Consider the following 13,433-nt stretch of genomic DNA (forward strand, 5'->3'; position numbering starts at 1 on the left):
ATTAAATATTTGGGCAATAATTCTCATATAGAGTAGTCAAAACAACGCGTAGTTTTGGATCGCTAATAGAGTAGAAAATCTGTTTACCTTCACGACGTGTTGCAACCACATTACTTTTACGAAGCATCATGAGTTGTTGAGACAGGGTTGGCTGGAAAATTTGGGTGAGCTCTTCTATTTGAGAAACATTTAACTCCTGTTTGGCTAAATGACACAAGATGATTAAACGATCTGTGTTTGCTAGAGATTTAAGCACATTAACAATTGAGCCTGCTGACTCCCTCATTGCTTCAATCTCAAGACCTTTTTGCATATTCACCTCCCTAAATTACGACCAAAGTGTAGTATAAAATGCTTGAAAAGAAAAAATGTAGTAAAACTGAATAATTGCAATGGTTTTTAATGAAAACATATATAAGTAAAATTGATAATTGGTTTGATAATGTCTGTTATTTCACTTTTGTATGAAAAAATGTGTTCTGATCTAATTTATTGGCTGATTTTTGAGAAATTATCAGTGGTGTTCGTAAGCCATAAAGTGTAACCGCATTGTTAAATTTTACTTATTAATAAAATTATGTAGTTAATTTAATTAATTAATTAATATAAAAAACTTTAAAAAGTAGTTGTGATTTAAATAAAAGAGTATATAATTGGAAATAAGACAGAACGATCTGTCTGCATAAAAAGGATCGGGATGTGCAATTTGTACGACCGCCAGAGGGTAATAATTTTTATTATTCTTTCCAACTCAGACGCAAGCGTGAGCCACAATAATAACTATAAATCACGCTTTGTTTTTTTTCTTCTAATTAGCTTATATATAAATTGATTTTTCAACAAGAAAAAAGCGCCGCTATTTAAGCTAACGCCTTCTCATAATTGATTAAATGTTCAACTCGTGTCCAGTATTGATCCATTTCAACTGAATGTCTATTTACATGGGCTTGAATTGTCATACCATCCAATATACTTACAATCAATGTTGCTAAGTGAGTTGGATTGTGAATTCCAAGTTGTGTCAATAAGTTTTGAACAAGTGCGGTGAGCCAAATTTTGTATTGGGTCGCTGGTTCAAGTGTAGAAGGGTAGATCTTGATAACTTCTTCTAAGGCTTTCTGGAACATACAACCATTGAAGTCTTCACTATGAAACCATGCGTTGTACCATTCAAAAATAGCCTTTAATTGTCCTAATGAATCTTCAGGATCACATTCAGCTAAAGCAGCATTCAAAGAGGTTTGTAGATTAATATTACGTTGAAGTAAACATTCCTCGATTAATTTTTCCTTAGAGGGAAAATATTTATAGAACGTCATTTTTGCAACGCCTGACTCACTGATAATTCGATCAACCCCAATCGAATTATAGCTATGTGAATTAAAAAGTTTTAATGCTGTGTTAATAATATCTTCTTTTTTTGACATACATAGCCTCGAGTTTGCTCATCGTCAGCAGAGCATGGTTTTGCATCCTGTCATGCGATTTTGGCAGGGATTTTACATGGTATTTATAAAATATCCTAGTGAAAACTAACAATAGTTCTTTAAATGAGTTTGAAATTTCCTGTTCTAGTTCTTTGATAAAATTAACAATATGAATAATTGGAAGTAATTAAAATAATGTAAAAACTGTTTGTTGTAATAAAAAGCATTTTATTTACATATTTTAGATAGTTTTAGAAATTCGCTGTTATATTAATCATTGTTAATGATATTTATTATCATTTTCTTGGTGCTAAATTAAACTTCGCTCATTACCTATAGTGGAATAAATAACGAGCGCTGATGTCTGAGATTATTTTACTTGGCTGATTTATTTGCTAGCTCAGAAATCAAACGAGCAAAATTTTGATAGAGCGTAGATTGTTGAGTTGGTGTATATACAGACCGTTTTATTGCGCCTTTATCCGTGTCAATCGAAAGCTCTACATTTTTAGCATTTCTAAGTTCGAGTAAAAAACTGCTTGGAATGCTAAATGAATTAGAAGAACGTTTAGGAATTAAACGGTTAATATACTTTTGCTCAGTTTTTCCAACTGGAGTGTAAGAAAACGACTTTCCATCTACATAAAACGTTAAACCGTTGATGTCGTAATATTGATACGTACTTGTCAATGCAACGTCGATCTGCAATTTATCCTTTTGCTGTTTGTCCCATTCAACAACGACATTTGGGCATAGCTCATTTGATTTGCAGTTTAATGAGCCCGCAGTAGCAAGATGATCGATTGTCGTCGATGCTGTTGTTGTATTTTGCATATTTGCACAACCCGTCATAATCGCGCAAAGACTTAGCAAACAAAGTACGTTCTTCATATTTAACTTCTCAAGTTTATTTTCAATTTAACGCTTTAATGATGTAACTGTGGGCCAAGAAATTCAAATGGTTTTGATGCTTTAAATTGATCAGTCGCATCACCAGCAAATGTATTTTGTTGATCTTTGCCTAAATCAAGCTTCCGTGTTACACCATCTTTAAAGTTGATTTTCTTTAAATCTACCCAAAAAACATTCGGAGATACAGCGGATTCAAAGAAATATAATTGTTGTTTGTGGTCAGCAACTGTTCTCCAACGTGTAGATGAGATATTCGGTTCTTCGGCTGTGTTTAAACCAAAAGGGACAGAGGCATTTCGAATTACACTAAATACAGAAGCGAGTGCTTCTTTAGCATTATCATTTTTTGGAATGGCATTTATGTAGAATGAAGCTCGCGCAAAACGGTCGGCAGCTCTATTCGTACCCGGTAACATGACCGTACCGCCGATTTGCTGCCAATATGTATTTAACGCGAGTTGTTGGTCAAATATAGGCGAGTTTGTCATTACCTGATATTTTTTATTATGGTGAATGACTTGTTTTCCATTGATGTATTCAATGATCGCGCTATCACCAGTCTTGTCAGATAGTGATAAATGTAAAGTAGTTAATCGTTGTTCACCTGGTACATTGTCTGTAATGAGGACGAACGGTTCTTTTTCTAAAGCGGCTACAGCCTCAGAAACTGTCGCATAATTATCAAGAACATATTGCGCCCATGCAGAAATACTGAGTTGAGGTTTATTTGATTTTTTTGCGTCAGGGTATTGAGATTCCACTAACCATAATACATTTGCAACTAAACCTGCTTCGTTCATACCATCCGTTGTGGAAAGATCATAACCCGAAGCAATTACGCTGCCGTATTTTGATTTCCATTTAAGTGATTTAGGGCCTGCATTACTATCACGATCAACACCACTTGGCATAATCCACAAGTTAGTACCAACATCAACTTTCCAGTCCATCGATCGTGCTGTAATAATGTGATTATCATTTCCTAGATAAACAGCACGTGTACAAGCTTGAGCTGTCTGAAGGAAAAGAGAGGAAGCAACAAATGAACAAAATAATGCTTTTTTTAACACAAGCGTTCTCCGTTATTGTAAATAGAATGGTTTGATGTAATTTATGTTTTTTAAGTTGTTGTAAATGAGTCTATTAAATTCGGTATCTTATTCAATAATTAAAATGTAATCGTTGGAAAAATTTACTTCTAATATCAGTAGGTCTCGTTATCGCAGTTAAGTAAATTAACCTGAACCATTGATATTAGAAGTATTGGTAAATCGTTTACTCTTGAGGTGGTAACAACATCACAACAGCATTGTTGAGTAGCATGGCAATGTCTTCTAATACTGCATCGTCATTGAATGATTCATCTAAAGCGATATTTTCGCCATCAGCGATGCGTTTTAATTGAGCTGCAAACGGTTTTGAAATACAAACGTTTTCACCATTTGCCCAAAAATCGAAAGAACCATTTTGCATGCGATAAAGTAATCTTGATGCAGGTTCAAGTATTAATTCATAACCCGTACCGATGATTTCACTTAGATCACTTGCTTCAACTTCTTCTGGTTCGGGAATGTTGTTTGGATAACTCGATTCACTCATGTATGCCATGATGGCAGCATCGAACTCAGGTGCTTTGGTTAGATAATCTAATAGCTGTGTTTTTAAATATGAAAATTCGACTTCATTGATTTCGCCAAGATGTGCAGTTTGCTGACGTGCAATATCTGCAAGTGGATTTTTAAGCAAAGTGTTCTCTGCAAATTTATCACTCACTTGATCAATCATTTCAGATAGGTTTGGCATACGAAAGCCAAATGAGAACGTTAAACAATCATCTTCAGCAACACCATAGTGCGATAGCCCTGGTGGTACATAGAGCAAGTCACCTGGGGCAAGAACCTCATCAAATTGAATATCCATTTCTGGCAATAGTTTTAAAGGCTGATCTGGGATAAATTGAGTTGATTCATCACACATCTGTCCAAGTTGCCAGCGGCGATGACCGTGTCCTTGAACTAAAAAGACGTCATAAAAATCAAAATGCTTACCAACTGATCCACCTTTAGGTGCATAAGACACCATAATGTCATCACGACGCCATTGGGGAATAAATGGAAATTTTTTCCAAAGTTCTGAAATATCAAACGAGTAATGATCTACTGCTTGTACAAGTAAAGTCCAAAGATTTGGTAGTTTTTGAAAATCACCCTTAGTGAGAGGTGATGATTTGACATGCCATTCATTTGGGTTCTTGTTTTTTTGACGAATCAGACGTGCAGTGACATCTTCCTCAAGTGCAAGTTCCTGCACATCTTCAGGTTCTAATAAGCCAATAATTTCAGGCATTGCATTGCGAACGAGTAATGGTTTTTTTTGCCAATATTCATTTAAAAATTGTTCTGCGGTAATGCCGCCTAAAACCGCTAAAGATTGAGACATGGGAAATAAACCAACAACATAAAAAATTAGGGGCTATTTTCCCTTGAGTTGCGAACAGGTGCAAGTCTTGCTTGATGTAAGCCTGCTGAGCAATTGTCCTTGAACTAATCGAATGTATTTAATCTTGATCAATTAAACATGTATTCATTTACAGCTCTTTCTAAAAAACAGTATGCTTAAGCTGCAATAAGGAGCATACATGTATCAAGTACTTGCAAGAAAATACAGACCACGTAATTTCAATGAGTTAGTGGGGCAAAACCATGTTTCTCGTGCTTTAACGAGTGCATTAGAACGTGGTCGTTTGCATCATGCTTACTTATTTACAGGAACGCGTGGTGTCGGTAAAACGACGATTGCTCGTATCTTAGCCAAGTGTTTGAACTGTGAGACAGGTGTAACTTCAACACCATGTGAAGTTTGTGCAACCTGTAAAGCCGTGAATGAAGGTCGTTTTATTGATCTTATCGAGATTGATGCGGCATCGCGTACCAAGGTAGAAGATACGCGTGAGTTACTTGATAATGTTCCATATGCTCCGACTCAAGGTCGCTTCAAAGTTTATTTGATCGATGAAGTGCACATGCTTTCAACGCATTCATTTAATGCCTTATTGAAAACATTAGAAGAACCACCTGAACATGTAAAATTCTTATTTGCGACAACTGATCCTCAGAAGTTACCGATTACGGTGATTTCTCGTTGTTTGCAATTTACACTACGTCCTTTGGCGGTAGATGAAATTACCGAACATTTAACAGCGATCTTAAATAAAGAACACATTGAGGCAGATCAAGATGCCATTTGGCAAATTGCAGAATCGGCACAAGGGTCGCTGCGTGATGCACTGTCACTGACGGATCAAGCGATTGCTTATGGTAAGGGCGCAGTACACCATCAAGATGTCAAAGATATGTTAGGTCTGATTGATCGAACGATTATCTATGACTTGATTCTCGCGATTCATCAAAATCAGCAAGCACGAGTGAGTCAGCTGCTTTTGCAATTTAGACAGCAAGCTTTAGATGTATCTTTAGTTTTGGATCAATTAGTTTCGACGCTTCATGAGTTGGCATTGTTGCAGTACCTACCTGATTTAGCGCTTAAATATAGTGAAGAAATCAATCAAAAAATCCTACAGCTTTCGAAGCTTGTTTCTGCACAAGACCTACAACTGTATTATCAAATCGCTTGCAAAGGGCGTGCTGATTTGCAATTAGCGGTCACCCAAGAGCAGGGTTTCGAGATGTGTGTTTTACGGATGCTTGCGTTTAGGCCTATGCATTCAAATGAGGTGACTGTTCAGGCGGCATCTGTAGTGCAGATACTTGAACAGCAAAATCAGCAGGTTGCTTCAGATGTAAGTCAAGAAAAACAGTTTGCAGCACCTGTAGAAGTGGCTAGTGTTGAACCTGAACCTGAACCTGAACCTGAACCTGAACCTGAACCTGAACCTGAACCTGAACCTGCTCTGCAAGATCAAGATAGCCATCTCATGGTTTTCGATGCGGAAGGTGGCCAGCTTATTGGTTTAGAGCAGGCTGAAGCGCAAACAGTAAGTTTTGATATCACTCAGTCAGATAATGTACTCGTTTTCCCTGTTGAGGAAAATTCTCAGCAAGTTGTGCAGGACGATGCAACGAATCAATTAGTCGATCAGTCAGAAGCTGCGATGCTTTCTGAACCTGAAATCGTTGAACCGCTTCTAGAAAAGGCTGTGGAACAGGTTGCATCATCGCAACAGCAAGATGTTGAGATAAATAACTTAATGCCACAAGATATTTTGAAGCTTCCAGTGCAGGTGTTAGAAGGTGAGTGGAATTTAGAAAAGTGGGAATATTGGTTTAGAAATAGTGAACTTTCGCCAGCTGTTCAAGAGTTAGCCCAACATGGTGTGATGACAGGACAGATTGATGGCGCATCTGTATTTCATATTCCGCAAGAATATGAGGGAATGTTGACTCAGTTACAACATGCTTTAGAAAGTGCTTTGAAAGAAAATTGGATCAATACTCAATTTTCGGTGAAGTATGGGCAAGTTGATTCCACGACACCATTTGCGATGCAGGCTGTACGTAAGGAAAAAGCATTTAATCGAGCAGTGAATTTGTTACAACAAGAACCAACATTGAAAGGTTTGATTGAAACCTTTGATGCGGAATTACAGAATATTCAGTTAAAACCCTAAGCCAAAAGCAAAGGTGAAATCGTAATTTCCCTTTGCTCCATATATGCTTATTGCGCTAATAAGTAGTTTGTAAGCACATCACGCATTTCTTGAGGAATCGCGGTGCTCTTTCGATTCTCACGATCTACAAAGACATGCACAAAATGACCTTGCGCAGCGGCTTGAGTTTGTCCTTGCTTAAAAATAGCGAGTTCATAACGAAGTGATGAATTGCCAACTTTTCCAATCGCTACACCCACTTCAATCATTTCTGGAAAAGATAGCTCTTGTAGAAAACTACAAGCAGAATCGACGACAAGCCCGATAATTTCACTGTGATGAATATCGAAGCCTGTTTTTTGAATCAGCAATGAATTAGCGGCGGTATCAAAATAGCTGTAGTAAGTGACATTATTGACATGACCATATATATCATTGTCAGCCCAGCGAGTTTGAATTGGAAAAAAGAACTTAAATTGTTCACGCGTTTTTAAAATAGGTTTACTCATGCGTAAATCGCCTGATAAATGTTGAAAGCGTCCTGTTCTGTCATTTCTCTTGGATTGTTCTGCAATAGTCGAGTCTGTAACATTGCATCTTTTGCGAGTTGTGGAAGTTTAGCTTCAGGTACATCGAGCGCTTTTAATTTCAAAGTTAGACCACTTTGATCGAGATGATTTTGCATATGATCAATGAATAGATCGCAGAGGCCATCTGTGCATCCAGTACTCCTTGGATCCATGAGTTGCATCAATTCAGCATAGTATTGCTTTGCCTTTGGTGCATTAAATTTTAAAACTTCAACCAGCACTAATGCATTGGTATGACCGTGCGAAAGATGAAAATGCCCGCCTAGAGGATACGCAAGGGCATGTACTGCACCAACAGGTGCATTTGCAAAAGCTTGTCCTGCCAACATTGAACCCATCAACATATTTTGACGAGCTTCAAGATCACTTCCATCTTTTAAGACTTTTGTTAAGTTGTTGTTGAGTAGTTTTAAAGCATTCTTCGCCAGCATATCAGCATAAAAGTTCTTTTTAATATTTGAGGTATAAGCTTCAATTGCATGTACCATTGCATCAATCCCTGTTGCTGCGGTGATATGCGCTGGTAAGCCTTGGGTAAAAGTTGCATCTAAAATAGCGACATCCGCATATAAAACAGGTGAAACAACGCCCATTTTGGTTGTTGCGCCAGTTGTGACAATTGAGATGGGTGTTACTTCTGAACCTGTTCCTGCTGTTGTTGGAATCAGCAAAAGAGGCAAACGTGGTGCTTTAGCTTGGTTTACGCCGTAAATATCAGTTAAAGCTTGCTGTTGTTGTGGGTGCGCGAGGAGGGCGATGATTTTCGCAACGTCCATAGAGCTACCACCACCAAAGCCAATAATGACATCAATTTTTTCTTGTTTCGCAAAATCGACTGCTTCTAAAACAATATGTTCTGGCGGATCGGCTTGAATATCTGAGTAAATAATATGTTCAAGAGCAATTTGATTCAAAATATCAACAATTGGCCAGTGAAGTTGATGTTGAATCATGCCTGCATCAGTCACGATCAGGGCTTTATGATAGTTTTGTTGAGTTAAAATATTTTTAAGTTCTTGTATGGAACCTAGCCCCGAGATGATATTGGGAACAGTTTGAAATTGAAATGGGTTCATACATACATCCTTATGTTTTGAATTTGTTCACACTTTATATTTAGGGTCTGTTGATATTTCAACCATGCATTGCGTTATAGGCTAAAACGACATAAACAAGGCGTGAAATGCAGGCAATGGCGACCCCCTTGTCAAGTTTCATAACGCAGTTTAGGGAGGTTTTAGCCATAACCCTATGGGACAGGGACATTTTTGCCGCTACTGCGTTATGTCTTATTGACTTAGAATGACTAAGTTGTATAAGTCATGCCTTGTATCGTCTAAAAATGTCCTCTGTCGCAAGCATCTGTGAAATGTCAACAGACCCTAATCAATTACATCATGAGATAAAATGTTAACAAACCCTAATAAATACAACATTTTTATATGAAGTGACTATAGGTTTCATTGTGCAAATAACTTAACATAAGACGCTGTAAAAAAGTGTAGATTTGAGGTGAATATGCCATCCAAAACGCCATATAAGGTGTTGTGTGTTTGTTTGGGAAATATCTGTCGTTCTCCTACGGCTGAGGCCATTCTTAAACATTATTGTGATGCGCATGGTTTAGATGTAATCGTAGATTCGGCAGGTACAAGTAATTATCACCCGAACAAAGCACCTGATATTCGTAGTCAAAAACATGCTGCGCAACGTGGTTATGACCTTTCCGCATTGCGCGCAAGACAAATCACCATCACGGATTTTACTGAGTTTGATCTCATCCTTGCGATGGATCATGAAAACTTTGATGATATTCAGACTTTATTACGAAAAGCAATTCATCAATATGGTACACATCAAATCCGAGCGAAAATCGCTTTGATGAGTGAACATGATCCAAACTTTAAGCTACAAGCTATTCCTGATCCATATTATGGTGGTGCTGATGGATTTGATCGGGTACTTGATCAGTGCGAGTCAAGCAGTCAAGCATGGGTTGAAGTTTTTAAACAACATATGAATGTAGGGCAATAGGATTCTATTTAACATGCATGTACAGCAGCAGGTTCAGCTTAAACACTTAAATACTTTAAATCTTAATGCCATCGCCTCACATTATATTGAGATTAACGATTCAAATGATGTTGTTGATGCTTTAGCCTTCGCAGAACAAAAGGCTTTGAACGTCCTAGTGCTCTCAGGTGGCAGTAATGTGTTATTGCCACAACATATTCATGCTTTAGTTCTGCATCTCAATATTCATGGTATTGATGTGATTGATGAAGATGAGCGTAATGTGACTGTTCAAGTGGGTGCAGGTCAGGTATGGCATGATTTTGTCTTGCATAGTACGAAGCAGAATTGGTTTGGTTTACAAAATCTTGCGTTGATTCCTGGTTTGGTCGGTGCATCACCTGTACAAAATATTGGTGCCTATGGTGTCGAAGCAGGCGAATTTATTGAATCAGTACAAGTATATGATCGCGAGTTAAAACAATTTAGCTCGATTGGTGCGGCAGATTGCCATTTTTCTTATCGTCACAGTATTTTCAAAGATCATCCGAATCGCTACATCATTGTTGCTGTGACTTTTAAATTATTAAAACAGCCAGATTTGAAGTTGAATTATGGTGACTTAAAACAAGCTGTGGGTGATGTCCTTACCGCTGAAAATTTGCAGAATCAAGTCATTCATATCCGACAGAGCAAACTTCCAGATCCTAAGGAATTTCCAAATGTCGGGAGTTTCTTTAAAAATCCAATTGTTACGCAAAGTGACTTTGACAAAATTGCACAACAATTCCCAAACATTCCTCATTATCCACAACCAAATAGCAATGTTAAAGTGGCTGCTGGTTGGCTGATTGACCAAACTGGATGGAAAGGTAAACAGTTGGGTTCTGTAGGTATGTTTCATAAGCAAGCATTGGTTTTAGTCAATTATGCTGATGCTACACTGAATGATGTTCGAAATACCTATCAAGCTGTACAAAGTGATGTAAAACAAAAGTTTAGTATTCGTTTAGAGCCTGAACCTGTGTTATATAATGAGCAGGGTTTAATTCAAGCTCATGGTGAATGAGGAGATTTATGGCTAAAGTACATTGGATGGTCAGTTTAGTACGAGTAATTACAATTTTATTCGTACTTTTAGGCTGTTTTGTGCTTTTTTTATATTCACCATTTTACTCACAGTTTGTCGTGAAAGGGTTGAATTATTTTGTCCCTGTAGATGTCAATGAAGTTGCTGCTGAAAGCCAAAAATCGGCAGCACTAAGTGAACATGAGACCTTAGAACCTGGTTCAGATCTTTGGATTGCACGTCAAGCTTATCTCAAATTGATGGAAAAAACCTTTCAGTCAGAGAAACCAGAAGATTTAAGATTGATACAAGCTCGTTATAAGTTGCTACAGGAGCTTATTAACGAAGAGCAAGAAAAAGAGAATGAAGAAGCTGAAAAGCTTAATATTCCGATGATCAATCAACAAGCTGAACAGGACCAAGAAAGCTCAGCGGTAGCAGCAAGTACACCACTTGATTTTTTAAAGTGGAATACACCAGACAATCAGGCTTTGATGGAAAAGTATGTTTCTTTTTTAGAAACATTTCCAATCGAACTACCTGTTGAAGATGCTGAAAAAGATGAAACCAATAAAGATTTAGTCGAAATCAAAAAAAATAAAGATGGTGTAATCGAGACCAATAGCTCATCTAAGCCTTATGCAATTGTTGTGTTGGGTGGTGGTTTAACACTCGGTGCAAATGGTAAAGACATCGTAGTAAATAATTACACTCGGTTGCGCTTAGAAAAAACACTTGAAGTTGAAGAAAAATATGATTTACCGATTGTGCTGAGTGGGGTCGAAGCACCATATATGCAGGCGTGGTTAAAAGAGCGTGGAATAGAGGCGAAATTACTTGAAAATCGAAGCATGAATACCTGCGAAAACTCAAGATTTAGTTCTTTATTACTTCAGAAAAAAGGTGGTGCACCAACAGTAATCTTGATTACCGATGAATATCACATGCCTCGTACCCGTCGTTTATTTGCATTGAATGGAATAGAAACGGTGCCTGTAATCGCACCAATGCCAACGACTTTAACTCAATGGCGTCCAAGTGAGCAAAACTATGATCATAGTCGTCGTGCGAACTATGAAATGCTCGCAACGATTCGTGATATGTTGTTTGGATCAAGTGATTGTCGGGAGGTACCATAATGTCGAATATTCCTTTTTTAAATCCGACAATTTTAAAACAGCTTGATTTGCCTGTTCCTAATCGTGAAACGACACCTCAAGTGCTTGAACCTTTAGATTTATCACAAAAAAGTGAGGTTTCATTAGCGCTACAGGCTTATCGCAAACTATATGGTTTGCATTTATTGGATTGTGAACATTGGCAAGGCTATGTAGAAATGCCTTTGTTTCGACTCCATGTGCAAGTATTTCAGCCAAAGCAACAAAAAATACAAGGTACCGTTTGCTTATTGCATGGCTATTTAGAACATAGCGGAATTTATCAGCCAATTATTAAAGAAATATTAGATCAAGGTTTTAGTGTTGTTACATACGATCTTCCTGGGCATGGTTTGAGTAATGGTTCGCCAGCGAGTATTCAAAATTTTGATCATTATCAACAAGTATTACATGCTGTTTATGATGCAGTTAGAGGTGCAACGCAGTTACCAAAGCCGTGGTTGGGAATAGGACAAAGCACAGGTGGTGCGATTTGGATGCACCATTTGTTAGAGTTTGCTGAACGTAGAGAAGACCCGATTGTTGATCGTGTATTGTTACTTTCTCCCTTGATACGTCCTGCGAAAACGGCATGGTGGCATAATTCGGTTGGTTTGGGCATTATCCGCCGAATTAAAAGCCAAGTCCCGCGCCATTTCCGCCGTAATAATCATAATCCTGAATTTCTACGGTTTGTTCGTCTTAAAGATCCATTACAACCGCGGATGATGGGGATGGATTGGATTCTAGCAATGTCAAAATGGATGCTTGAAATGGAACATCGGCCAGCTTGTAGAATTCCTGTTTGGTTAGCGCAAGGAGCGTTAGATCAAACTGTAGATTGGCGTTATAACATCGAATATATTCGCCGAAAATTTAGATTACAAACATTGTTGATGTTAGAAGAAGGTTCGCATCAATTGATTAATGAGCGTGCAGATATTCGTGCGGCATTAACAGGTTTAATCCCTGCATTTTTACATGCTAAACCCAATAACTATTATTATTAGACTACTTTTTAACTGAATATCAAAATGATAGAATCCCTAACATTATAAAAATTATCAATAAATTATATGTTGGGGTTGTCATGTCAAAATCGATAGCACAGATCATTTATGCTTTTTGCTTTATGAGTTTCTGTTATTCTGCCCATGCGCAAGAATTATATAAGTGCGTTACCAATCAAGGGACTTCGTATCAAAGTAGTCCTTGTTCAGCAAAAGCAAGTCAAAAAATTGCATGTACTGGTTCTGCTGCTGATGGATTCAATGGGGAGTGTGAATCGCTCGAACAGCGACGTATGCAGGCAATTTCAAATGAAAAAAATGCGTATACGCAAGATTTAGCGAGTAACAACACTAAAGTTTCAGCAAAGCGATCTGAATTTCAAAGAGCTATGGTACAGTTCCCTGAGTGTAAACAACGTATTATGTATATGGAGCGTTTGGCTCGTTATTCTAGTCATCCGACACAAACCCTTGAAAATAATAGTCGATTATATGCTGCAAGAATTTGCACTGATGATGGGAGTGTTTATTTGAGCTGTAATGCGGCGACAAATACATTGCTTACTCAAACTAACCCGACATGTTCTTTGAAACGCAAGAGATAAATGTCTACAGGATTTATTTTCTAATCAACTCAATTCTCATTAGA

At 37.7% G+C, this 13,433-nt stretch carries 13 protein-coding genes; 6 read left to right on the forward strand and 7 right to left on the reverse strand.

Translation table 11 applies throughout. From position 1 onward, the window contains the following. Window position 1: 1 nt before the first annotated feature. The 5 genes from F959_RS08690 to F959_RS08710 all read right to left on the reverse strand — a co-directional run bounded on the left by F959_RS08690 (window position 2) and on the right by F959_RS08710 (window position 4,778). Window positions 2-313, reverse strand: a complete 312-nt coding sequence (locus F959_RS08690; protein WP_004879228.1) for an ArsR/SmtB family transcription factor — start codon at window positions 311-313, stop codon at window positions 2-4. 547 nt (window positions 314-860) lie between these two features. Further along, window positions 861-1,427 carry a TetR/AcrR family transcriptional regulator gene (locus tag F959_RS08695; protein WP_004879231.1) on the reverse strand — a complete coding sequence of 189 codons (567 nt, stop codon included), beginning with the start codon at window positions 1,425-1,427 and terminating at the stop codon, window positions 861-863. A 375-nt stretch (window positions 1,428-1,802) separates the two neighbouring features. Then, window positions 1,803-2,318 (reverse strand): hypothetical protein, encoded by a 516-nt coding sequence (locus F959_RS08700; RefSeq protein WP_004879234.1) that lies wholly within the window; start codon window positions 2,316-2,318, stop codon window positions 1,803-1,805. Between the two features lie 35 nt (window positions 2,319-2,353). Then, entirely contained in the window at window positions 2,354-3,409 is a 1,056-nt protein-coding gene (locus tag F959_RS08705; protein ID WP_004879235.1) for a linear amide C-N hydrolase, read from the reverse strand. Window positions 3,410-3,614: 205 nt separating this feature from the next. Continuing rightward, window positions 3,615-4,778 carry a cupin domain-containing protein gene (locus tag F959_RS08710; RefSeq protein WP_004879238.1) on the reverse strand — a complete coding sequence of 388 codons (1,164 nt, stop codon included), beginning with the start codon at window positions 4,776-4,778 and terminating at the stop codon, window positions 3,615-3,617. Between the two features lie 199 nt (window positions 4,779-4,977). Here F959_RS08710 and dnaX point away from each other — a divergent pair, with 199 nt between their 5' ends. Continuing rightward, the gene (dnaX, locus tag F959_RS08715) at window positions 4,978-6,966 is read left to right on the forward strand and encodes a DNA polymerase III subunit gamma/tau (protein ID WP_004879239.1); all 1,989 of its coding nucleotides are present in this window, start codon (window positions 4,978-4,980) and stop codon (window positions 6,964-6,966) included. 47 nt (window positions 6,967-7,013) lie between these two features. Here the strand turns inward: dnaX and F959_RS08720 are convergent, their stop codons facing one another. Then, the gene (locus F959_RS08720) at window positions 7,014-7,454 is read right to left on the reverse strand and encodes an acyl-CoA thioesterase (RefSeq protein WP_004879241.1); all 441 of its coding nucleotides are present in this window, start codon (window positions 7,452-7,454) and stop codon (window positions 7,014-7,016) included. Further along, window positions 7,451-8,611 (reverse strand): iron-containing alcohol dehydrogenase, encoded by a 1,161-nt coding sequence (locus tag F959_RS08725; protein WP_004879244.1) that lies wholly within the window; start codon window positions 8,609-8,611, stop codon window positions 7,451-7,453. The genes F959_RS08720 and F959_RS08725 overlap by 4 nt, the downstream gene beginning before the upstream one ends. 442 nt (window positions 8,612-9,053) lie before the next feature. Here F959_RS08725 and F959_RS08730 point away from each other — a divergent pair, with 442 nt between their 5' ends. The 5 genes from F959_RS08730 to F959_RS08750 all read left to right on the forward strand — a co-directional run bounded on the left by F959_RS08730 (window position 9,054) and on the right by F959_RS08750 (window position 13,389). Continuing rightward, window positions 9,054-9,569 carry a low molecular weight protein-tyrosine-phosphatase gene (locus tag F959_RS08730; protein ID WP_004879246.1) on the forward strand — a complete coding sequence of 172 codons (516 nt, stop codon included), beginning with the start codon at window positions 9,054-9,056 and terminating at the stop codon, window positions 9,567-9,569. A gap of 13 nt (window positions 9,570-9,582) precedes the next feature. Further along, window positions 9,583-10,617, forward strand: a complete 1,035-nt coding sequence (gene murB / locus F959_RS08735; RefSeq protein ID WP_004879247.1) for a UDP-N-acetylmuramate dehydrogenase — start codon at window positions 9,583-9,585, stop codon at window positions 10,615-10,617. 8 nt (window positions 10,618-10,625) lie between these two features. Then, window positions 10,626-11,756: a YdcF family protein gene (locus F959_RS08740; protein ID WP_004879250.1), complete on the forward strand. Its 1,131-nt coding sequence runs from the start codon at window positions 10,626-10,628 to the stop codon at window positions 11,754-11,756. Continuing rightward, the gene (locus F959_RS08745) at window positions 11,756-12,784 is read left to right on the forward strand and encodes an alpha/beta hydrolase (RefSeq protein ID WP_004879254.1); all 1,029 of its coding nucleotides are present in this window, start codon (window positions 11,756-11,758) and stop codon (window positions 12,782-12,784) included. The genes F959_RS08740 and F959_RS08745 overlap by 1 nt, the downstream gene beginning before the upstream one ends. An 80-nt stretch (window positions 12,785-12,864) precedes the next feature. Beyond that, the gene (locus F959_RS08750; RefSeq protein ID WP_004879256.1) at window positions 12,865-13,389 is read left to right on the forward strand and encodes a DUF4124 domain-containing protein; all 525 of its coding nucleotides are present in this window, start codon (window positions 12,865-12,867) and stop codon (window positions 13,387-13,389) included. Window positions 13,390-13,433 lie beyond the last annotated feature (44 nt).

The sequence above is a fragment of the Acinetobacter venetianus RAG-1 = CIP 110063 genome (assembly GCF_000368585.1).
Lineage (GTDB): Bacteria > Pseudomonadota > Gammaproteobacteria > Pseudomonadales > Moraxellaceae > Acinetobacter > Acinetobacter venetianus.

Bases quoted from the DNA above. Each gene is read 5' to 3' on its own strand.
- F959_RS08710 (WP_004879238.1), bottom strand. From the start codon at position 4,778: ATGTCTCAATCTTTAGCGGTTTTAGGCGGCATTACCGCAGAACAATTT.
- F959_RS08745 (WP_004879254.1), top strand. From the start codon at position 11,756: ATGTCGAATATTCCTTTTTTAAATCCGACAATTTTAAAACAGCTTGAT.
- murB (WP_004879247.1), top strand. From the start codon at position 9,583: ATGCATGTACAGCAGCAGGTTCAGCTTAAACACTTAAATACTTTAAAT.
- dnaX (WP_004879239.1), top strand. From the start codon at position 4,978: ATGTATCAAGTACTTGCAAGAAAATACAGACCACGTAATTTCAATGAG.
- F959_RS08720 (WP_004879241.1), bottom strand. From the start codon at position 7,454: ATGAGTAAACCTATTTTAAAAACGCGTGAACAATTTAAGTTCTTTTTT.
- F959_RS08740 (WP_004879250.1), top strand. From the start codon at position 10,626: ATGGCTAAAGTACATTGGATGGTCAGTTTAGTACGAGTAATTACAATT.
- F959_RS08700 (WP_004879234.1), bottom strand. From the start codon at position 2,318: ATGAAGAACGTACTTTGTTTGCTAAGTCTTTGCGCGATTATGACGGGT.
- F959_RS08695 (WP_004879231.1), bottom strand. From the start codon at position 1,427: ATGTCAAAAAAAGAAGATATTATTAACACAGCATTAAAACTTTTTAAT.
- F959_RS08725 (WP_004879244.1), bottom strand. From the start codon at position 8,611: ATGAACCCATTTCAATTTCAAACTGTTCCCAATATCATCTCGGGGCTA.
- F959_RS08730 (WP_004879246.1), top strand. From the start codon at position 9,054: ATGCCATCCAAAACGCCATATAAGGTGTTGTGTGTTTGTTTGGGAAAT.
- F959_RS08690 (WP_004879228.1), bottom strand. From the start codon at position 313: ATGCAAAAAGGTCTTGAGATTGAAGCAATGAGGGAGTCAGCAGGCTCA.
- F959_RS08750 (WP_004879256.1), top strand. From the start codon at position 12,865: ATGTCAAAATCGATAGCACAGATCATTTATGCTTTTTGCTTTATGAGT.